The following is a 19928-nucleotide window of genomic DNA, read 5'->3' on the forward strand; positions in this document are numbered from 1 at the left end:
TTCCTTGTTAAAGAACAGGTATTAAATTTTCATGACTGGCCTCTTGGAAAGAGGACGTTGATAATTTCAAAGGCCTCATTTGAATAGGTTTTATTTTCACCTTTATTAATAGCATCCGTATAAATGGTTCCCATCGCACCATACAAAATAAAGGCTGCAAAACTTTTGACATTTTCTCGATTGATCCCCATCTTATTCTCTATCCAGCCATCCTCAAGACCCTCAAGGATAAATTCAGAATAAGCATCTATAAGCTTCCCAACGTAATGGGTTAACTCCCACAAGCGATACGAGTGGTCGGTTATTGAATGGTTTGTTGAAAAATGATACCTAGTTGTAAACTGACCAATATCTTTTACAATAAGGTCTCTTACCAGCCTTACACGCTCTTCATAAGCAATTTCTTTATTCTGAAGGAGGTCCAACTTAGCTCTTAACTTATTGTTAAAATAGTTTTCCATGCAGGCTAAGAAAATATCTTCTTTTGATTTGAAATAGTAATAGAACATCCCGGGAGCGCCATTCACTTCGGATAAGATGTCACGCACAGATACCTTCTCATAGCCATGTTTATCAAATAAATGAGAAGCAACTTCTATGAGTTCCTTTCTTCTTTCTTCCGGTGCTTTTATAGTTCTTTGAGACAAAACTCACCGCCTCCTGACCGACGCTCGTTCAATGACAATGTTACCTAAGGACAACTAACTTGTCAACCCCCTTCCCCCTCCGGCTACCTATAAGTGCATAAGGGGTCTTTTTTAAATACCTTCTAAACAAATCAAGTCCCTCCTCAAAAATGAGGAAGGACTTGATTTGTTTCGTATATCCCTCTGATGCGGTCAAGTCAGCTACATGACTTTTCTACAGGAAGTGACCCTAACGTCAATAAAGCCGGACGTCAGCACGAGCCCTGCCCCTTGACGGCCCCCTCAAGGTCACTTACTTCCCCTCTTCCCCGGTGTTGACGGGGTTATCCGGGTTGGCGACCCATTCGCTGTAGCTGCCGTTATAGAGCCGGTGGGGGATGCCTAGGGCCTGGAGGGCCAGGCTGTTGACGCAGGCACTGCCGCCGCTGCCGCAGGACAGGATGATGTCGTCATACTTATCCAGGCCGGCGAAGTGGTCTTCCAGGTAGGCCCGGTCTTTTAGGCCGCCATCTTCAGCGATGACGTCTTTAAAGAAGTAATTGACGGCCCCGGGGATGTGGCCGGCAATCCGGTAGCGGGGTTCCACCTGGCCCAGGTAGCGCTGGGGGGCCCGGCTATCGATTAAGAGGCTGGTCGGGTCATCCATTTTTTCTTTGACTGTATCCTGCTTGCAGATAAGGTCCGGCCGAGGCTGGATGGATAAGTGGCCCCCACCCGGCGCCTTGGGGATGGCGGTTTCTTCTTCGCCGCCGGCGGCCAGCCAGGCCCCATAGCCCCCCTTGAGGATATGGATTTTAATAGACAGGCCGGCAAACTGGCTCTGGTAGATAAAGCGGGCGGCACTCATCAGGGATTCTTCATCATAGAGGACGACGGTGCTGTCGTCTTTGAGGCCAAAGCCTTCTAAGAGGCGGGCAAAGTCTTCCGGTAGGAGGAAGGGGTGGTCGCCGCCGAAGTCCCCCTTGGGGTCGGACAGGTCATCTTCAAAGTCCAGGTAAAAGGCCCCGGGAATATGTCCTTCTTCATAGACCACCCGGTGGTAGGAGAGGTCTTCCAGGAGGAAGCGCAGGTCAAAGACCGTTACTTCATCGAAGTGATCCCTTAGGGCTTCAGCTGTAATAAATAAATCCATGGTTTTTTCTCCTCTCATAAGGGCCTATAAGGCGTAGCGGATGGGCTGACCGGCTTTAAAATAGTAGCCGGATTGAAAGCCCAGGGCCTTGAGCTCGGCCTTGGCTTCCGGCATAAACCGGCCCAGGTCTGCCGGCTGGTGGGCATCGCCGGCCAGGGTAATGAGCTCACCACCCAGGTCCCGGTAGCGGCGCAGGATAGCCGGGTCACAGAGGCCCGGGTCCCGGCCGGTTTGGTCAAAGCTCTTGTACCGGGTCCGCAGGTTGATTTCCAGGGCGATGTCTCGCTCAATGAGGGCCTTGAACAGGGTGTCGAAGTGGTCGGCAAAAGGGGCGTAAGTGATGGAAGGGTCCGGGTAGGGGGCATACCGGGTCAGGTAGTCAAAGTGGGTCATGACCTGGAAGCGGAAGGCTGAGGTCACCATGTCAAGATGGGCCTCCAGGACCCTTTCATAGGCCGCCTGCTTGGGTAGGTCATAGAGGGGGTGGTCCCGGCGGGCGCCCAGGTCCTGGCCCATAATGGCATGGATGGAGCCCAGGACCTGGTCAAAGCCATAGGGGGCCAGGAAGGGGGTCAGGGCCTCGGCCAATTCCGGCCGGTAGCCGATTTCAATCCCCAAAAGGAGGCCGGGAAAGTCGGCCCGGGCCCGGCGGACGGTGTCGGCATACAGGTCCAGGTCAAAAATCCATTCCCCGGCTTCCGGCGGCTGGCCCAGGGGGGTCACCTGGTCTGTGGACCCATCCGAAAAATAGTTCTTGTCATAGTGGTCGGTCAAGACCAGGGCCTCAAAGCCCCGGGCCTGGGCCCCGGCAATCAACTCCTCCAGGGTCTGCCGGGCATCCGGCGAAAAGGCTGCCGAATGGCAGTGGGTCTCTACCAGCATGCTTACACGTCCTTTCTTAGCACTCGTCTGTATCTACTTACAATGATACTGAAGTCCCCCCCAATTGGCAAATAATTTTGGAAAGACTTGGGTATAAAGATAGGTAGTGTAGAATGGAGGATTCTTTTATGGAACATGAATATAAAATCAATTCAGTTTGGGACCATATTAACGCCCAAGAAAAAGAAGACATGAAACAATATGCCGACCGGTATATGCAGTTTTTAGATGCGGCCAAAACCGAACGGGAAGCGGCCAAGACCATCATCCGCCTGGCCCAGGAGGCCGGCTACCGGTCCTTTGACGATATCATCAAAGCCGGCGAGGCCCCCAAGGCCGGCCAAGGCTTTTACTTAAACCACAAGAACAAGGCTGTCGTCCTCTTTATGCCCGGCACTGAGCCCTTAACCGCCGGCTTGGACATCGTGGGCAGCCATATTGACGCCCCCCGCCTGGACTTGAAGAGCCACCCCCTCTATGAAGACGGGGGCCTGGGCCTCCTCAAGACCCACTACTACGGGGGCATTAAAAAGTACCAATGGACCTGCCTCCCCCTGGCCCTCCACGGGATTGCCTACCGGGAAGACGGGACAGAGGTCACCATCAACATCGGCGATAACCCCGATGACCCGGTCTTCTATATCACCGACCTCCTCCCCCACCTGGGCAAGGATCAGAATGCCAAGACCCTGGCCGAAGGGGTGACCGGTGAGCAGTTAAACGCTGTCTTTGGCCTGGAACCCCTCATCGACGAGGCGGGTGAAGAGGTCAAAGACCCGGTCAAGGCCCGGCTCTTAAGCCTCCTCCACGACCGCTATGGCCTGGTGGAAAAAGACCTCCTCTTAGCCGAATTAGAACTCGTCCCGGCCGGCCGGGCCCGGGAAGTGGGCCTGGACCGGTCCATGATTGCGGCCCATGGCCACGATGACCGGTCCTGCGCCTTTGCCGCCGTCGACGGCCTCTTAAACATGAAAGAAACCCCCAGCCGCTGGGCAGCCGCCCTCCTGGTTGATAAGGAAGAAATTGGCTCTGTCGGCAATACCAGCATGGGTGCCATCTTCTTCGAAAACGCCCTGGCCGAGCTCCTCAACCTAACCGGAGGCAGGGAGCTGGACCTCCGCCGGACCCTGAGCCAGAGCCGGGTCCTCTCCGGGGATGTAACCGCCGCCCTGGACCCCACTTTCCCGGAAGTTATGGACAAGCGGAACACCGCCTTCATCGGCCGCGGTGTCTCCATCAATAAATACACCGGGGCCCGGGGCAAGAGCGGGTCCAACGATGCCAATGCTGAATTTTTACAGGACATCCGCAAAATCTTCGATGACGCCGGCGTCCTCTGGCAGATGGGTGAGTTGGGCAAGGTCGACCAGGGTGGCGGTGGCACCATCGCCTATATCCTGGCCAACCGGGGCGCCGAAGTGGTAGACTGTGGCGTCCCCATGCTCTCCATGCACGCCCCCATCGAACTGGCCGCCAAGGCCGACTGCTACATGACCATGCGGGCCTACCAGGCCTTCCTGGCCCAGTAAAGAAAGGTGGTCCCCATGCCAGCAAAAACAGAACGCATTTACTTAGCCGGTGGTTGTTTTTGGGGCGTTGAACATTATTTCAAGCTCATGCCCGGCGTCCAGGATACAGACGTCGGCTATGCCCAAAGCCGGGTCGAAGGGCCCAGCTATGAGGCCGTCTGTAGCGGCCGCACCGGGGCCGCTGAAACCGTCCGGGTGGATTATGACCCGGATAGCCTCTCCCTGGAACAAGTCCTCACCGGCTTTTTCCGGATCATTGACCCCACCAGCCTCAACCGCCAGGGGGCCGACATCGGCAGCCAATACCGGACCGGAATCTACAGCCGGGATGAGGCCCTCTTAGACCGGGTCCGGGCCTTTGTCGCCGCCCAAGCAGGCCGCTACGAAAAGCCCCTGGTGGTTGAAGTCCTCTCCCTGAAAAACTACTATTCCGCCGAAGACTACCACCAGGACTACCTGGAAAAAAATCCCGGCGGCTATTGCCATATTCCTCAAGCCTTCTATAATGAAGTAAAGGCCGGGCCACCGGAAGTGGTGACCAGCTCCCTGGACCCCCGCCGCTACCACAAGCCCAGCGGCAGCTATTTGAAAGAAAAGCTCTCCCCCCTTTCCTACCGGATTACCCAGGACGCGGCCACCGAAGGCCCCTTCAGTCACCCCTTACACGCCGGCGCCCAGGAGCCCGGTATCTATGTGGATATCACCACCGGAGAGCCCCTCTTTTCCAGCCTCGACCAGTACAACGCCGGCTGTGGCTGGCCCAGCTTTACCAAGCCCCTGGACGAGGCCCTGGTGACCAACCATGACGACCACTCCCTGGGCATGGTCCGGACCGAAGTCCGGAGCCGGGTTGGTGACGCCCACCTGGGCCACGTCTTCCCGGATGGGCCCCGGGAGGCCGGCGGCCTCCGCTACTGCATCAACGGCTACGCCACCCGCTTTATCCCCTTAAGGGAAATGGCCCAGGAAGGCTATAGTGATTTAATCCCCCTCTTCGAAGAAGACCAAGAGGATAGTAACTAATTCATAATAATGAGGTGATGATATGGCCAAGATGACCATGACCATGCAGGCAGCCATCTTTCAATTGAGCCAGCTCAAGACAGAGATGGACCGGACCAAGAATGCCATTGTCCAATTCCACAACTACCCCCTATCCGTGAACCAGGGGCCGCCTGCAGATACCAGCAAGCAGGAAGCCATTGTTGCCAATGCCCTCAAAAGAATGAAGGCCCTGGAAGAGGACTACCTGACCCTGCAAGATGCCATTGACCAAAAGAACCGCGAGTCCGGCACCGGCCACCTCCTCAATGAAGTGACCGCCAAACGCCGCCGGCTCCGCCTTTTAGAGCCCTTGGCCAGCATCCATAACGCCCCGGGCGCCAATTATACCGCTGAAAATGGCGTTGGCCTGGTGGAATACGGCCTGCCCGGCTATAATCAAATCCTCGAGGTCGTAACAGACCTCCGGGATGAAGTCAACCAGATTTCCCTGGCCATCGACCAGTCCAATGCCTTGACGGAAATTGAAGTGAATTTAAAGACCCTGGAGAAGAAGAAGTAAGGGTCTTTGGTCGGCAAGAACACTAACATTTAAACAACGAACCCGGATATTCCTAGAGACAACAAAACGTACGCACTCCCGGTTGTTACGATTGTTTACTTGATGACATGTTACGATTGACGATTTATTATAAGGACTAGTGACTTGCCAGGCTTTTGCCCCAGGCAAAAGCAAAAACTCCAGCGCCGGAAGTTACCTTTAGACCGGTGCGGGCCGGAGGTTGGAATTCCAATCTCCGGTTTTTATTGTTTCTTACACCTTTTGCGAATAAATACAAGGAGGTCCTTATGCGTTACTTAGAAGAAGCCCAGGCCCTAAAAGAGCAAATGGTCCAGTGGCGGCGCCATATCCACCGCCAGCCGGAAGTGGGCTTGGACACCAAAGAAACCGCCGCCTATGTCAGTGACCAGTTAAAGGCCATGGGCTATAACCCCAAGCCCTGCGGGAAAAATGGGGTCACCGCCAGCCTGGGCCAGGGCAACAAGACCCTCCTCCTCCGAGCGGACATGGACGCCCTGGAGCAGACAGAGGAAAGCGGCCTGCCCTTTGCCTCAGAAAAACCCGGCGTCAGCCATGGCTGCGGCCACGACCTCCATACCACCATGCTCCTGGGCGCCGCCCAACTCTTAAAGGCCCACGAAAAGGACCTCCGGCAGAAAATCGTCTTTATGTTCCAGCCCGCGGAAGAAATCTTTGCCGGCGCCCAGTCCATGATTGATGACGGGATCCTGGCCGACAACCAGGTCGACTATGCCTTCGCCGTCCACAATATGCCCACCCTCCCGGTGGGCACCGTCGCCCTAACCGAAGGCCCCTTCATGCCCTCGGTAGACGGCTTTACCATCACCATCCAGGGCCAGGGCTGCCATGGGGCCTCCGCCCAGGAAGGGGTCGACCCGATTAATATCGGCGCCCACCTCCACCTGGCCCTGCAAACCCTCATCGCCCGGGAAATCAACTACCAAACCGAGGCCCTCCTGACCATCGGCACCTTCAACGCCGGCACCACCGGCAACATCATCCCCGACCAGGCCAGCCTGACCGGCACCCTCCGGGCCATGGATCCCGACGTCCGGGCCTTCCTCAAAGACCGGCTAGAGGCCGTCAGCCGGCTCACCGCCGAAAGCTTCCGCGGCACTGCCCAGGTGACCTGGGACTATAGCGTCCCGGCCAACGTCACCGCCCCCGACCGGGTCCGCCAGTTAAAAGGCGCCCTCCAAGCCATCAACAGCGCCGAAGAAGCCGCCGGCAGTGCCCACCGGCTCAGCCTGGAAGAAGGCGGCCTCCTCAACGCCTCCGAAGACTTCGCCCTCGTCGCCGCCCAAGTCCCCGCCGCCTTCCTGCGAATCGGCTCCCGGTCCGCCAATAGCCAGGACTGCAATATCCTCCATAACCCCAAGGTCGTCTTAAATGAAGACGCCCTCCCCATCGGCGCCGCCGTCTTCACCGCCGTCGCCATAGAAGCCTAAGACAAGCAAAAAATCTACAACCAGGCTTCAAAGCCAGGGGCTCTCCTGCCTAAAAGCCGGCTCTACCAGCTGCCAAGGGATATCAAAGAACCTAAACCGCCCCTGGCCCACTTTTTACCTACCCGGTGGAATTCCTTTTTTTACAAGGTTTTTAACAAGACAAAACAGAGAAGTTTCTGTATAATAAAAAGGATAAATTATCAGGGCAGAGACCCTTTCAGGAGGTATATTATGTCACAATCGCATTCAGGCGGTGAAGGGAGTCCCCGGACAAGTGTTAAGCGGGCCTTGAAAACCCGCCATTTATCTATGATTGCCATTGGCGGCTGTATCGGCAGTGGCCTCTTTATGACCAGTGGCCAGGCTGTCCATTCGGCGGGACCCGGTGGGGCCCTGCTGGCTTATGCCTGCATTGGTATTATGGTGTATTTCTTAATGACTTCTTTGGGGGAAATGGCGACTTATTTGCCCATCAGCGGGTCCTTTAGTGCTTACGCCTCCCGCTTTGTCCACCCCTCGATTGGCTTTGCCCTGGGCTGGAATTACTGGCTCAACTGGGTTATTACGGTGGCGGCGGATGTCAGTCTATCGGCTCTTATTTTTAGCTACTGGGAGCCCTTGCGTTTTTTACCGCCCATGGCCTGGAGCCTGATTTTCCTGGCTGTGATTGTGGGCCTGAATATGCTTTCTGTTCGGGCTTACGGGGAGTCTGAGTACTGGTTTTCCCTGATTAAGGTGGTTACGGTCGTTATCTTTATCTTTGTCGGGGTCCTGACTATTTTGGGGATTTTTGGCGGTGAATACATCGGCTTAAAGAACTGGTTTGTGGGCGATGCGCCCTTTGTGGGCTCTACCAGCCACTGGTCCAGTAAGTTCTTGGCGGCTTTGGGGGTCTTCCTTATTGCCGGGTATTCCTTCCAGGGGACGGAGCTCATCGGGATTGCTGCCGGTGAATCGGAAGACCCGGAAAGAAGTATTCCTAAGGCGGTCAACCAGGTCTTCTGGCGGATCCTGATCTTCTATATTTTCTCTATTGCCATTATCGGCTTGATTATCCCTTATACCAGCCCGGACTTGCTCGGGGCCCAGGATATTTCTGAAATTGCCAAGTCGCCCTTTACCATTGTCTTCGAGAAGGTGGGCCTAGCCATGGCCGCCAGTGTCATGAATGCGGTCATCCTGACTTCTATCCTCTCGGCTGGGAACTCGGGCTTTTATGCTTCGACCCGGATGCTCCATGCTATGGCGGAAAGTGGCATGGCCCCTAAGACCTTTGCCAAGGTCAACAAGGCCGGCACCCCCCGCAATGCCCTCTACCTGACCCTGGTCATGGTGGTTGTGGTCTTCCTCATGCAGCTGGGCTCTCCCAATGCTTATGAGTACATCATTGCGGCCAGTGGGCTAACGGGCTTTATTGCCTGGTTGGGGATTGCTCTAAGCCACTACCGGTTTCGGAAGGCCTACCTGGCCCAGGGCCGGGACTTGGATGACCTGGTCTACCGGGCCAAGCTCTTCCCCTTTGGGCCGATTTTCGCCCTCTTCCTCTGCACCATTGTCATTATTGGACAGGATACGGCCCTCTTGGAAGGTGAAATCAACCTCCGCCAGCTGGCCACCACCTACTTAGGGATTCCGGTCTTTATCGTGGTCTTCCTCTATCATAAGATTAAGTTTGGAGGCAAGCTAATCCCCCTCAAGCAGGTGGACTTAAACCAGGACCACAAGATGGAAGAATAAAAAAATTATGCCTTTACAAATGCATCCCCCTGTGTTAAGCTAGATAAAAATTTAACCATGATAATGCATTTGCATTACTTTAGCCAGGTGATTTCTATGTTGTCCAAGCAAGCTCACGCCAATATCTTTACCTTTAGCTTTGCCTTTTTTGGCAAGGCTTATTTGGGTTACCCCGGCAGTGGGCAGGCTATTTGTTAGCAGCATAGTGATTTGCACTAACAGGCCCCGCAGAGGTGTACCCTCTGCGGGGCTTTTTTGTGGTTATTTTTTTCTTACCCGGGAAAAGAACAAAGTGCATATACTCAAAGACCAAACAAAGGAGAAATAGAATGATTATACATTTAAAAGACGGTACTTCTGAACAAGAAAAAAAGGCCCTTTTCGAGGAATTAGAAGCCTTAGGCCTGATGATTCATCCCATCGAAGGGGTAGAGAGAACCGTCGTTGGCTTGGTTGGGGATACATCAAATGTAGACATTAACCGGCTCCAGGCGAACCCCCTGACGGCCAAGGTCACCCGGGTGTCTGAGCCCTACAAACGGGTAAACCGCCGGATGCATCCGGAAGATACGGTCATCCGGGTTGGGGATGCGGTCATTGGCGGCGGGGACCAGCTCTGCCTCATCGCCGGCCCCTGCTCTGTAGAAAGCAAGGAGCAGATGCGGACCCTGGCCGCCGATGTTAAGGCCGCCGGTGCCCAAATTCTCCGGGGTGGGGCCTTCAAGCCCAGAACCTCCCCCTACGCCTTCCAGGGCCTGGGCCCGGACGGGATTGAGCTCCTCTTAGAGGCCAAAAAGGCCAGCGGCCTGCCGATCATTTCTGAAATCATGGACCTGGCCGACCTCCCCTATTTCGAAGAGGTGGACATCCTCCAGGTCGGCGCCCGGAATATGCAGAACTTCGCCTTACTCAAAGCGCTCAGTAAGATTGATAAGCCCATTCTCTTAAAACGGGGCCTGGCGGCCACCTATGAGGAATGGCTCATGAGTGCGGAGTACCTGATGAGCAACGGCAATGAAAACATCATCCTCTGTGAGCGGGGCATCCGAACCTTCGAAACCGGCACCCGGAATACCCTGGATATTTCCGCCATTCCGGTCCTCCGCCAGAAGACCCACCTGCCCATCATCATCGACCCCAGCCATGCTGCCGGTAAACATGACCTGGTCCGGCCCCTGGCCCAGGCTGCTGTGGCTGCCGGTGCTGACGGGGTCATGATTGAGGTCCACAATGATCCGGAAAAGGCCCTCTGTGACGGTCCCCAGTCCCTCCACCCCAGCGAATACAGCCGGCTGGCTGCGGACCTGAAGGGGCTTCACGCTTACTGCCGGGACCATTTACGCTGATGGCAGGGCTAAGCGAAAAAAGGGTCTTGCCGGTCGGGACAGACCCCAGCTATGAGGTTAACCTGGGCCTGGCCCTGGCAGACCTGCCCGCAGCCATCAGCGGCCTGGTCGCCCCACCCCGCCAGGTCCGCCTGGTCAGTGACGAAAGGGTCTTCGCCCTCTATGGAGGAGACCTGGTGGCCGGCTTAAGGGCCGCCGGCTACCAGGTAGCCACTGACCTGGTCCCACCTGGTGAGAAGAGCAAGACCATCCCGGTCTGGACGGACCTGATGAACCGGTGGGCGGCTGAAAAGGTCCACCGGGATGACCTGGTCCTGGCCCTGGGCGGCGGGGTCATCGGCGACTTAGCCGGCTTTGCGGCGGCCTCTTATGTCCGAGGGATCCGGATGGTCCAGGTGCCGACGACCTTATTGGCGGCCCTGGATGCCTCTGTCGGTGGGAAAACGGCTCTGAACCTCCCAGCCGGGAAAAACCTGGTCGGGGCCTTCAAGCAGCCCCTGGCGGTCTTCTGCCCGACAGAGACCCTGGCCAGCCTCAGCCAGACGGACTGGCAAAACGGCCTGGCCGAACTGGTTAAAACAGCTGTCCTCACTGACCCGGCCCTCTTCGACCGCCTGGAGGCAGGCCCCCTGACCGGGACCAGCCCGGACTTGACGGCGGTCCTGGCCCGGGCAGTAGGCCATAAGATCCGCTATGTCGAGGCCGACCCCTGTGAAAGGGGCATCCGGGCCCACTTGAACCTGGGCCATACCCTGGCCCACGCCATTGAGCAGGCCAGCGGTCATGCCATTGCCCATGGCCATGCCGTTGCCATCGGCCTGGCCTTTATCAGCCGGGTGGCCGTCAACCTGGGCCGGCTCTCGCCTGAAGACGGTGACCGGATTATCCGGGTTCTGACCGCTCATGGGCTCCCGGTCACCACCGGCTATGACCGGGCAACCCTGCTCGAGGCCATCCAGCGGGACAAGAAGGCCACTGCCGGCGGGGTCCGGTGGATTTTACCGGTGGCCATTGGGTCTTGTATCGACTACCCGGTCAGCTACACTGATTTACCGGGATTTTTAGAAAAGGGAGGCTTGTCATGAAGGTAGAAATTACGCCATTCCCCCTAGCCGGGACCCTGGCGGCCATGCCCAGCAAGTCCATGATGCACCGTTACTTATTTTGCGCCGCCCTGGCCGATGGCCCCAGCAGCCTGGTTTGCCCGGTTATCTCCGAGGATATGCAGGCCAGCATGGATGTCCTGGCCGCCCTCGGGGCCTCTTTTACCCCGACGGACCAGGGCTTTATCGTGACCCCCATTCCCAAGTCGAGGACTGACCACCCGGTCCGGCTGGACTGCCGGGAAAGCGGGACCACCTGCCGCTTTCTCCTCCCCCTGGTCGCTGCCTTGGGCCTTTCAGCTGAGATTACCGGCAGCGGCCGGCTCCCGGACCGCCCCCTCAAGGACCTGACCGAGGCCCTCCGTCGGGGGGGCTGCCAGGTCAGCGCTGATACCCTCCCCCTGAGCCTTTCCGGCGCCTTTACCGGCCGGCAGGTCACCCTACCGGGGGATGTCAGCTCCCAGTACATCAGTGCCTTCTTGCTCATGGCCCCCCTCCTGGCCGAGGGCTTGACCCTGACCATCGAGGGCCCCCTTGAATCGGAAGGTTATGTGGCTATGACCCTGGATGCCATGGCAGACTACGGGGTCACTGTTTCCTGCACAGGATCAACCTATACCGTTCAAAAAGGGGCCTGCTACCGAGCGCCGGAAGCGCCCATCACCATTGAAGGGGACTGGTCCAATGCCGCCTTCTTCTTGGCGGCCGGGGCCATCGGCCAACCGGTCACTCTGACCGGCCTGGACCTAGACAGCCGGCAGGGAGACCGGGCCATTTTAGATATTTTAGCGGCCTTCGGGGCCCATGTCCGCCAGGACAACGGGGCCATCACCGTCAGCCCCGGTCACTTGGCCGCTATTTCCCTGGATGTCAGCCAGATTCCGGACCTGGTCCCCATCCTGGCCATGGTGGCCGCCTGTGCCAAGGGGACGACCAGCTTTAAAAACGCCGGCCGCCTTCGCTTAAAGGAAAGCGACCGGCTCCAGGCCACCGCTGACCTCTTGTCGGGCCTGGGCGTCTCGGTCCAGGAGGGGCCCGACAGCCTACAGGTCACCGGCGACCCGGTGACCCCCGGCCAGGTTCAAGGCCATGGCGACCACCGAATGGTCATGAGCGGGGCCATCCTGGCGGCCTGTGCCGGCCAGGGGCCGGTGGTCATTGACCAGGCCCAGGCCATCAACAAGTCCTACCCTGCTTTTTTTGACGATTTTGCCCACTTAGGAGGTCACTATCATGTCATCTCGCATCGGCCATAATATCCAGGTCCAAGTCTTCGGCGAAAGCCATGGCCCGGCCATTGGCCTGGTTATCGACGGCCTCCCGGCCGGGATTCCCTTGGACCATGAGGCCATCGGCCGGCAGATGGCCCGCCGGGCCCCGGGCAGTGGCCGCCATGTCACCCAGCGCCGGGAACCGGACCAGCCCCAGTACCTCAGTGGGGTCTACCGAGACCGTACCACCGGGAGCCCCCTCTGCGCTATCATTCCCAATACCGACACCCGGTCCAAGGACTATGCTACTTTAGCCGACCTGCCCCGGCCCTCTCATGCCGACTACAATGCCCAGGTCAAGTACGGCGGCCATGCCGATATGCGGGGCGGCGGCCACTTTTCCGGCCGGCTCACCGCCCCCCTGGTCTTGGCCGGGGCCATCTGTGCCGGGGCCCTGAAAGACTACGGCATCGAGGTGGGCGCCCACCTCATCCAGGTTGGGGACGTCAAGGCCCCGCCGGTCGATGCCCGGTCGGTCACTGCCCGGGACCTGGAAAGCCTACGAACCGCCCCCATGGGCATCGCTGATGAAGCGGCCCGGCAGGCGGCTGAAGACCTCCTGGCCCAGGTCCGGGCCGATGGCGACTCCGTCGGCGGCCTGGTTGAATGTGCCGCAGTCGGCCTCCCCCAGGGCCTGGGCAACCCCATGGCCGATGGCCTGGAAAACCGGCTGGCCGGGGCCATCTTCGCCATTCCCGGGGTCCGGGGGATCGCCTTCGGCGCCGGCTTCGATGCCTGCGCCATGCGGGGCAGTGTCCATAACGACCCCTATGACCTGGAGGACGGTCAAATCCGCCCTCGGACCAACCGGGCCGGTGGCGTCCTCGGCGGGATTTCCACCGGTCTCCCCATCATCAGTCAGGTGGCCTTCAAGCCCACCCCCTCCATTGCCCGGGCCCAGGATAGTGTCCGCCTCTCCACCGGTCAGCCTGAAAAGCTGACCATCGCCGGCCGGCACGACCCCTGCATCGCCATCCGGGCCATTCCGGTGGTGGAGGCGGTCACCGCCATCGTCCTCTTAGACCTACTCTACGATAAAGGAGCCTGCCATGTCCCTAGATGATATCCGTCAAAAAATCAATGAAATAGACGCCGCCCTCCTCCCCCTCTTTTTAGACCGGCTGGACTGTGCCCGAGAAGTGGCTGCCTATAAAAAGGCCCACCAGCTGCCCATTCTCAACCGGGACCGGGAAGAGGCCATCCTGGCTGACATGGCCGACCGGGCCGGCCGGGACCAGGCCGCCGTTCGGGCCTTTTACGAGGGGCTCTTTGCCATTTCCCGCCAGCTCCAGGAGGACCTCCTGGGCGAGGATCCGTCATGCTGACCGGTCTTCTGGGGGAAAAACTGGGCCACAGCTATTCGCCGGCCATCCATGCCATGCTGGGCAATGACAACTACCAGCTCTTTGAAGTGGCTCCGGATGACCTGGCTACTTTTTTAAGCCGGCCGGACTTGGATGCCCTCAATGTCACCATCCCCTATAAGGAGGCCGTCCGGCCCTACCTGGCTGAGGAAAGCCCTGCCGCCCGGGCCATTGGCGCCGTCAACAGCCTGGTCCGGAATGCCGACGGCCGCTGGATGGGCCACAACACCGACTTTGACGGCCTGGCCTACCTCCTGGACGCCCTGGCCGGCGATGTGGCCGGAAAAAAGTGCCTCATCCTGGGCGGCGGCGGTACCGCCAAGACGGCCCACGCCGTCCTCGCAGACCGGGGAGCCGGTGAAATCCTACATATTGTCCGCCATGACGGCATTTCCTATGCGGACCTCCCCGCCCACCGGGATGCCCGTTGGATCATCAATACCACCCCGGTCGGTATGTACCCCCAGGCCCCGGCCGGCCTGGTCCACCCGGCGGACTTTCCCCAGTTGGAAGGGGTCCTGGACGTCATCTACAACCCCCTGCGGACGGCCCTGGTCTATGAGGCCCAGAGGCTGGGTATCCCGGCCCTGGGCGGCCTGGCCATGTTGGTGGCCCAGGCCGTCTATGCTCATGGCTACTTTACCGGCCAGGCCCCACTGGTGGACCAGGTGGCCACCATCTACCAGCGGCTCCGGGCTGAACGTGAAAATATCATCCTCATCGGTATGCCCGGCGTGGGCAAGACCAGCCTGGGCCAGGCCCTGGCCGCCGACCTGGGCCGCCCCTTCGTCGACTTAGATGCCGCCTTTGCCCAAGCCCATGGCCCGGCCGGCGACTACATCCGCAGCCATGGGGAAGCGGCCTTCCGGCGTCTGGAAACCGACCTGGCCCGCCAAGTGGGCCAGGAGAGCGGCCAGGTCATCGCCTGTGGCGGCGGCATTGTCACCCGGTCGGAAAATGACCTCCTCCTCCGGCAGAATGGCCGGGTCTACCACCTGACCCGGCCCCTGGCCGACCTGGCCACCGATGACCGCCCCCTGTCCCAGGGGGGCCGGGCCCTGGACCGGCTCTGGGCAAACCGCCAGGCGCTCTACGAAGCCTTTGCCGACCGCACCCTCTCCTGTACCGATTTCACTGCCGCCCTGACGGCCATTAAGGAGGATTTCTTTGCAGATACTCGTTTTGAACGGCCCTAACCTCAACCTACTCGGCTTAAGGGAACCGGCCCTCTACGGGCAGACCAGCTACCCGGCCCTTTGTGACCAGGTCGAAACAGCCGCCCGGGCCGCCGGCGTTGACCTCACCATCCGCCAATCCAACCACGAGGGCCAGCTGGTGGACTGGATTGGCCAGGCCTATGGCCAGGTAGATGGGATCATCTTTAACCCCGCCGCCTATACCCACACCAGCGTGGCCCTCCTGGATGCCCTCAAAGCCGTGGCCATCCCCACCGTAGAAGTCCACATCACCGACCCGGATACCCGCGAACCCTTCCGCCGGATAAGCTATGTCCGCCCGGCCTGTGTCCATACCATCAAGGGCCGGGGCATCCAGGGCTACATCGACGCCCTCCACTGGCTCATCGACTACTTAAAAAACCGGCCGGCTGAATAAGGCCGACCGGGACCCATAAAAGCATGGCAAAAGGGGCTGTGTCAGAACGAATAAAATCATTCGGCACAGCTCCTTGCTTATAGACAAACTTAGCCCTAATCGATTTAGAAAATTTTCCTTAGCTATATATTATAAGCTTACATGGATGTATCCATAAAAAAAGTCCCTCCTCATTTTTTTGAGCTGGGACTTTGTTTGTTAGAGGGGCTATTTTGCAACAGCCCTTTTTATAAGTTAAATACGAGCGGTCAATGGCACCGGCCCTTACTTAAAGGTTCGGCTCCAGGCGCCGGTCTCGGCACCATTTCTGAATAAGACAAAATGATTGGTACTGGCAGCGACCAGGTCGGCATAGGCCCAGTGGTCCTCAGGCAGGTCTGTGAACCGGGTCAGCTGATTTGGGTGCTTAGCCATATAATATTTATCCACTGTTACCCCATACATCCGGTTAAAAATCGTAACCACTTCTGCCCGGCTAATGGGCTTGGCCGGCCGGAAGGTCCCATCCGGGTAACCCTTGATCCGGCCCTTGGCATAGCCATCTTCAATGGCCGCCCGGTCAGGGGCCTCGACCAGGTCAGTAAAGGGGGCCGGCCCTTCCAGCCGGGTCTTCCCGGGAATATGGGCGATGAGCCGGGCCAGTTCCCCCCTAGTGATCGGGTCATTGGGCCGGATGGCCTCGGCCGGCTCTTGGTCTAAATAACCGGCCTGAAGGGCCGCATTGATGGCGGTATTATACCAGCCACCGGCGGCTGTATCGGCAAAGGGAGGCTTGGTCGGGCTGCCGGCAGGGCATTTTTCCAGCCGGACCAGGAGGGCGATGGCCTCGGCCCGGGTCATCAGCGCATCAGGCCTGATGCTGCCGTCCGGGTAACCGTAAAAATAGGCCGGCTCCCGCTCATGGATGACCGTGGTTCCCCCGCCGCCCGGCCTGGGCTGGGCGGCATCCTTGGCCCAAATGGCCTGGATAACCAGGTCCTCAGTCAGCTGAATGGTCTCCCCGGGCTGCTTGGCCTGACCCAGGACCAACCAATGGGCAAAGTGCATCCCGGCCGGCGGGGTAAAGGCCGGTACCGGCAGGCTATAACTTTCCGCCTCGGTCTCTACCGGGGCCATGGTCCCGGTCCCACCATTAGCATCAAAGGAAAGGGTGTAGCTTTTTACCTGGCCTGCTGCGACCAGGTACTGGGGCAGGGCCATGGGCTGGCGGACATCTATAACCTCTGTCGGATCAGCCCCGGTATAACGCTTAGAAGGACCGTCCTGGTGCCAGTCCACCAACTTGGTCAGGTCATAGGCCAGGTTCTTGCTGCCGGCAAAGGCCTTCATCTCTTGGACGGTCGGCAGGGTCGGGGCCGCGTTACCCTGGTCGATGACCAGGTCTGCCCCGGCTTGGCCGGCGGTATTAAAGGCGACCAGGGAATGGCTAATGGCTAGCCTTGAGGGCCGGGCCGGAATCGTCATTGGGCCAGCCCCGCCGCCAAAAGTAATGGGGTAAAAGGGAATATCATAGGGTTCTTCCACATAAATGCCCCCGCCACGCCAGTCACTGTGGTTACCGGCAATCACTGAAGAATCAACTGTAAGGTCCCCGTTAAAGATACAAATCCCGGCCCCCATGCCGTATTGGCCTAGGGCCTTGTTGCCAGAGATTTCAGCATTTTGAATGTTAACCCTACCACCGACAGATGAAATGGCCGTCCCGTAGACCACTTCTTGAAAATATAACCAGCCAGGTGTCGGCTCATAGTGGGAAGTGACGGAATTATTGATGATCTTTCCTCCGGTCATGGTAAAGCTTGTATCTGCCCCTAAAAGGGTGACCATGCCATTAAAGCCGCCACCACCGCCTAGGGCTGAGTTCTCGATTAGGTTATCTTTAATCTCGCCCCCGGTCATAGTGCAGGCCCCGCCACTGGAAATTAAAACGATGGTACCGAAACTACTGGTATGGTTGGTCTTGCGGTTGCAAATCGTCACCCCATCCCGGATGACCAGCTGGCCGCCCAGGGCTTGAAAGAGGGGCTGGGGAACAATCCCCCTGTAGGCCCCATCAATAGTCAGCCGATCGGTCCCATCTTCCTTGCCCAGCTGGAGGGTAGCCCCAGGGCCGATTTTGATGGTATAGATCTGGGTCAGGGTGTGCCCGTTACCGATTAAGGTCACCTGTCCCCGGCTAATCCGGTGGCGGTCATACCGGTACTGGTCTTTTAAGTCAATATCCTTTTCCAGCGCTATGGTGTACTCGCTGGCAGACCCGACTGCAATGGCATCAAGGGCCGCCTGAAATTCAGCGCCGGTCGACACGGAAAAGTCGGTGACTTCCTGGGCATAGGCCCCCCTGCCAAGGCCAAAAGATAAAAGCAGGCAGGCCAGGAAAACCAGGGATAATTTTTTCACCATAGCCATCAGCTACCTCCTTCATGATAAGTGTCTGTCTAAGGGGATTGTAATACAAAAAAGATATCCGGGCAAGCCCAACAAGAAAAGTATAGGATAGCGAAAAAGCGAGTAAGCCTTTAACTTACTCGCTTGTTTCTTCCTTGGTGGCTGCCGGCAAGGCCGACAGGCCGGTATGATGATTTCGTGCGACTTAGTGCACCGGGTGGATAGGAACGACCTTTTCCTTGTCTTCTTTTTGGGCCGGCTCCCCGATGTAGATCCCGGAGAAGAAGCCGATGAGGGTGATGTAATTGCCTTCGGAGACTTCTTCCACTTGGATAAACCGTTCCGGTACGACCGCTCTAAAGACGCCCAGGTCGGTTTTCAGGGCCAGGAGGTAGTTGTAGAGGCCATTGCCCAAGTGAATTTGCTCGACACTTTCGACGGTGCCATTTAAGTTCATGAGCCCGATAGGGTTGATGGCCAGGTCTTCAGCGGCATAACGCATGAGGGCGACGGCCTGGTCGTCCATATTTTCGGTATCCTTCTCCTGCATCATCCGGTTGACGGCAATGCCCAGGGGGAACATATCCGGGGCATCCTTGGCCTGGTCCGGGCTCAGGCCGGCCTGGCTGACCCAGTCTGCCCGGTTGGCGAAAAACTGCATGTCCAGGACGCTGACATTTAAGTTCAGGTCAATGACCTGGTCAGCGGCCGGAATCATATTTTTATTAATTAAATCCACTAAGATGGTGACCGGCTCTTCCCGGTCTGCTACGGGTAACTGAACCGGAGTCAGGTTATTAAAGCGGGCATCCTGGTTGGCCACCATGTCTTTTTTGATGTCCTCTGTGATGGTCACTTGGACATTCCCTTCTTTGCCGGTATCGGCGTGGAGGTCTAAACGCCAGGGCACGTCTTTTTGCTCAGGACCGGCCTCTTGGCCGTCATCTTCCAGGTAGTGGAAAAAGTGGAGCCGGCGGGCGGGGTCATGCAGGTGGGCATAGGTGCCCTTGGCTGTATCAATAAAGTTGCCCCCTTGCAGGACATGCCATTGCATCATATCTTCAATTTCATTCCGGTTAAAACAAGTGAGGGATAGGGTTGCTACATCTGTTAGAAAAGCCATCATTTTCTCCTTTTCGACCTTGCAGTAAGTGACATGTTGACAGCTTGATAGAGCTGCTGGACTTCTTGAGCCGTTAACGGCCGCACTTCACCTTCAGCGATTTTAGACAGGCCGAGCCCGGCCACTTCTGTCCGGCGCAGGGCCAGGACCGGGTGGCCAACAGCCTGGCACATCCGGCGGACCTGTCGCTTCCGCCCTTCATGGATGGTGAGGGCAATCTTGCTCTTGCGCTGGCTCCGGTGGATAAGCTGAACCTCGGCAGGGGCGGTTCGACCGTCTTCCAAGTCGATCCCCTTGGCCAGTTGGCGCAGGGCCTTGTCTGAAATGAAGCCCTTGACCGTGACTTCATACCGCTTGTTAACGCAGTAGGAAGGGTGGGTCAGGCGGTAGGTGAGTTCACCGTCATTGGTGAGGATCAGGAGGCCGGAGGTATCCCGGTCCAGCCGGCCCACGGGGACCACCTGCTGCCGCAGTTCGGGCAGGGCGTCAAAGATGGTCGGCCGGCCTTGGGGGTCATGGGCGGTGGTGATGAGCCCTTCCGGCTTATCGTAAAGGTAGTAGGCGTAGCTGGTCGGTGCCTCAAGGACCCGGCCATCAACAGCGACCCGGTCCTTCTCCAGGTCTATCTGCAGGCCCTGCTCTCTTACGACTTGGCCATTTACGGTAACCCGCCCCTGGGCAATAATCGCTTCCGAATGCCGTCTAGAGGCAACACCACAAGTGGCCATCCATTTTTGTAAGCGGGTCTTTTCCATATGC

Annotated in this window: 19 protein-coding genes; 12 read left to right on the forward strand and 7 right to left on the reverse strand. The window is 58.0% G+C overall.

Annotation, left to right across the window (positions count from 1 at the left end; genetic code table 11):
• Nucleotides 1-29: 29 nt before the first annotated feature.
• The 3 genes from ACKQTC_RS04680 to ACKQTC_RS04690 form a co-directional block, all read right to left on the reverse strand.
• Nucleotides 30-647, reverse strand: coding sequence for a TetR/AcrR family transcriptional regulator (locus ACKQTC_RS04680; protein WP_408977275.1), 618 nt, complete (start codon nt 645-647; stop codon nt 30-32).
• A gap of 292 nt (nt 648-939) precedes the next feature.
• On the reverse strand, nt 940-1779 hold the full coding sequence (locus tag ACKQTC_RS04685; RefSeq protein ID WP_408977276.1) for a sulfurtransferase: 840 nt from the start codon (nt 1777-1779) through the stop codon (nt 940-942).
• Nucleotides 1780-1803: 24 nt separating this feature from the next.
• Nucleotides 1804-2661 (reverse strand): histidinol-phosphatase HisJ family protein, encoded by an 858-nt coding sequence (locus tag ACKQTC_RS04690; protein ID WP_408977277.1) that lies wholly within the window; start codon nt 2659-2661, stop codon nt 1804-1806.
• Nucleotides 2662-2774: 113 nt separating this feature from the next.
• On the opposite strand from ACKQTC_RS04690, the gene ACKQTC_RS04695 reads away from it, so the two are divergent.
• The 5 genes from ACKQTC_RS04695 to ACKQTC_RS04715 all read left to right on the forward strand — a co-directional run bounded on the left by ACKQTC_RS04695 (nt 2775) and on the right by ACKQTC_RS04715 (nt 8960).
• A complete protein-coding gene (locus ACKQTC_RS04695) occupies nt 2775-4190 on the forward strand; it encodes an aminopeptidase (protein WP_408977278.1) in 1416 nt (471 codons plus the stop codon).
• Nucleotides 4191-4205: 15 nt separating this feature from the next.
• Nucleotides 4206-5213, forward strand: a complete 1008-nt coding sequence (gene msrA / locus ACKQTC_RS04700; protein WP_408977279.1) for a peptide-methionine (S)-S-oxide reductase MsrA — start codon at nt 4206-4208, stop codon at nt 5211-5213.
• A gap of 22 nt (nt 5214-5235) precedes the next feature.
• Nucleotides 5236-5754 carry a hypothetical protein gene (locus tag ACKQTC_RS04705; protein ID WP_408977280.1) on the forward strand — a complete coding sequence of 173 codons (519 nt, stop codon included), beginning with the start codon at nt 5236-5238 and terminating at the stop codon, nt 5752-5754.
• A gap of 287 nt (nt 5755-6041) precedes the next feature.
• On the forward strand, nt 6042-7223 hold the full coding sequence (locus ACKQTC_RS04710; protein ID WP_408977281.1) for a M20 metallopeptidase family protein: 1182 nt from the start codon (nt 6042-6044) through the stop codon (nt 7221-7223).
• 231 nt (nt 7224-7454) lie between these two features.
• Nucleotides 7455-8960 carry an amino acid permease gene (locus tag ACKQTC_RS04715; RefSeq protein WP_408977282.1) on the forward strand — a complete coding sequence of 502 codons (1506 nt, stop codon included), beginning with the start codon at nt 7455-7457 and terminating at the stop codon, nt 8958-8960.
• Between the two features lie 51 nt (nt 8961-9011).
• On the opposite strand, the gene ACKQTC_RS04720 is transcribed toward ACKQTC_RS04715, so the two are convergent.
• Nucleotides 9012-9164, reverse strand: a complete 153-nt coding sequence (locus ACKQTC_RS04720; protein WP_408977283.1) for a hypothetical protein — start codon at nt 9162-9164, stop codon at nt 9012-9014.
• Between the two features lie 125 nt (nt 9165-9289).
• Between ACKQTC_RS04720 and aroF the strand changes: the two genes are divergently transcribed.
• The 7 genes from aroF to aroQ are packed head-to-tail and all read left to right on the forward strand — an operon-like array spanning nt 9290 to nt 15658.
• Complete coding sequence (gene aroF / locus ACKQTC_RS04725; RefSeq protein WP_408977284.1) at nt 9290-10306, forward strand: 3-deoxy-7-phosphoheptulonate synthase; 1017 nt, start codon at nt 9290-9292, stop codon at nt 10304-10306.
• Nucleotides 10306-11391 (forward strand): 3-dehydroquinate synthase, encoded by a 1086-nt coding sequence (gene aroB / locus ACKQTC_RS04730; protein WP_408977285.1) that lies wholly within the window; start codon nt 10306-10308, stop codon nt 11389-11391. Before aroF ends, aroB begins: the two co-directional genes overlap by 1 nt.
• A complete protein-coding gene (aroA, locus tag ACKQTC_RS04735) occupies nt 11388-12665 on the forward strand; it encodes a 3-phosphoshikimate 1-carboxyvinyltransferase (protein ID WP_408977286.1) in 1278 nt (425 codons plus the stop codon). Before aroB ends, aroA begins: the two co-directional genes overlap by 4 nt.
• Nucleotides 12643-13743 carry a chorismate synthase gene (aroC, locus tag ACKQTC_RS04740; RefSeq protein ID WP_408977287.1) on the forward strand — a complete coding sequence of 367 codons (1101 nt, stop codon included), beginning with the start codon at nt 12643-12645 and terminating at the stop codon, nt 13741-13743. Before aroA ends, aroC begins: the two co-directional genes overlap by 23 nt.
• Complete coding sequence (locus ACKQTC_RS04745; protein WP_408977288.1) at nt 13730-14005, forward strand: chorismate mutase; 276 nt, start codon at nt 13730-13732, stop codon at nt 14003-14005. Before aroC ends, ACKQTC_RS04745 begins: the two co-directional genes overlap by 14 nt.
• On the forward strand, nt 13999-15240 hold the full coding sequence (locus tag ACKQTC_RS04750; RefSeq protein WP_408977289.1) for a shikimate kinase: 1242 nt from the start codon (nt 13999-14001) through the stop codon (nt 15238-15240). Before ACKQTC_RS04745 ends, ACKQTC_RS04750 begins: the two co-directional genes overlap by 7 nt.
• The gene (gene aroQ / locus ACKQTC_RS04755) at nt 15212-15658 is read left to right on the forward strand and encodes a type II 3-dehydroquinate dehydratase (protein WP_408977290.1); all 447 of its coding nucleotides are present in this window, start codon (nt 15212-15214) and stop codon (nt 15656-15658) included. The genes ACKQTC_RS04750 and aroQ overlap by 29 nt, the downstream gene beginning before the upstream one ends.
• A 264-nt stretch (nt 15659-15922) precedes the next feature.
• On the opposite strand, the gene ACKQTC_RS04760 is transcribed toward aroQ, so the two are convergent.
• From ACKQTC_RS04760 to ACKQTC_RS04770, 3 genes are all read right to left on the reverse strand, one after another.
• A complete protein-coding gene (locus ACKQTC_RS04760; protein WP_408977291.1) occupies nt 15923-18067 on the reverse strand; it encodes an S-layer homology domain-containing protein in 2145 nt (714 codons plus the stop codon).
• Between the two features lie 184 nt (nt 18068-18251).
• On the reverse strand, nt 18252-19169 hold the full coding sequence (locus ACKQTC_RS04765) for a hypothetical protein (protein WP_408977292.1): 918 nt from the start codon (nt 19167-19169) through the stop codon (nt 18252-18254).
• On the reverse strand, nt 19169-19924 hold the full coding sequence (locus ACKQTC_RS04770) for a pseudouridine synthase (protein WP_408977293.1): 756 nt from the start codon (nt 19922-19924) through the stop codon (nt 19169-19171). The genes ACKQTC_RS04765 and ACKQTC_RS04770 overlap by 1 nt, the downstream gene beginning before the upstream one ends.
• Nucleotides 19925-19928 lie beyond the last annotated feature (4 nt).

This window comes from Peptococcus simiae (genome assembly GCF_046097595.1).
GTDB lineage: Bacteria > Bacillota > Peptococcia > Peptococcales > Peptococcaceae > Peptococcus > Peptococcus simiae.

Excerpts from the sequence above, each read along its gene's own strand:
- ACKQTC_RS04720 (WP_408977283.1), bottom strand. The coding sequence starts at position 9,164 with ATGCTGCTAACAAATAGCCTGCCCACTGCCGGGGTAACCCAAATAAGC.
- ACKQTC_RS04750 (WP_408977289.1), top strand. The coding sequence starts at position 13,999 with ATGCTGACCGGTCTTCTGGGGGAAAAACTGGGCCACAGCTATTCGCCG.
- ACKQTC_RS04710 (WP_408977281.1), top strand. The coding sequence starts at position 6,042 with ATGCGTTACTTAGAAGAAGCCCAGGCCCTAAAAGAGCAAATGGTCCAG.
- aroF (WP_408977284.1), top strand. The coding sequence starts at position 9,290 with ATGATTATACATTTAAAAGACGGTACTTCTGAACAAGAAAAAAAGGCC.
- aroC (WP_408977287.1), top strand. The coding sequence starts at position 12,643 with ATGTCATCTCGCATCGGCCATAATATCCAGGTCCAAGTCTTCGGCGAA.
- ACKQTC_RS04705 (WP_408977280.1), top strand. The coding sequence starts at position 5,236 with ATGGCCAAGATGACCATGACCATGCAGGCAGCCATCTTTCAATTGAGC.
- ACKQTC_RS04770 (WP_408977293.1), bottom strand. The coding sequence starts at position 19,924 with ATGGAAAAGACCCGCTTACAAAAATGGATGGCCACTTGTGGTGTTGCC.
- ACKQTC_RS04745 (WP_408977288.1), top strand. The coding sequence starts at position 13,730 with ATGTCCCTAGATGATATCCGTCAAAAAATCAATGAAATAGACGCCGCC.
- msrA (WP_408977279.1), top strand. The coding sequence starts at position 4,206 with ATGCCAGCAAAAACAGAACGCATTTACTTAGCCGGTGGTTGTTTTTGG.
- ACKQTC_RS04695 (WP_408977278.1), top strand. The coding sequence starts at position 2,775 with ATGGAGGATTCTTTTATGGAACATGAATATAAAATCAATTCAGTTTGG.
- aroA (WP_408977286.1), top strand. The coding sequence starts at position 11,388 with ATGAAGGTAGAAATTACGCCATTCCCCCTAGCCGGGACCCTGGCGGCC.
- aroB (WP_408977285.1), top strand. The coding sequence starts at position 10,306 with ATGGCAGGGCTAAGCGAAAAAAGGGTCTTGCCGGTCGGGACAGACCCC.
- ACKQTC_RS04715 (WP_408977282.1), top strand. The coding sequence starts at position 7,455 with ATGTCACAATCGCATTCAGGCGGTGAAGGGAGTCCCCGGACAAGTGTT.
- ACKQTC_RS04760 (WP_408977291.1), bottom strand. The coding sequence starts at position 18,067 with ATGGCTATGGTGAAAAAATTATCCCTGGTTTTCCTGGCCTGCCTGCTT.
- ACKQTC_RS04765 (WP_408977292.1), bottom strand. The coding sequence starts at position 19,169 with ATGGCTTTTCTAACAGATGTAGCAACCCTATCCCTCACTTGTTTTAAC.
- ACKQTC_RS04690 (WP_408977277.1), bottom strand. The coding sequence starts at position 2,661 with ATGCTGGTAGAGACCCACTGCCATTCGGCAGCCTTTTCGCCGGATGCC.
- ACKQTC_RS04685 (WP_408977276.1), bottom strand. The coding sequence starts at position 1,779 with ATGGATTTATTTATTACAGCTGAAGCCCTAAGGGATCACTTCGATGAA.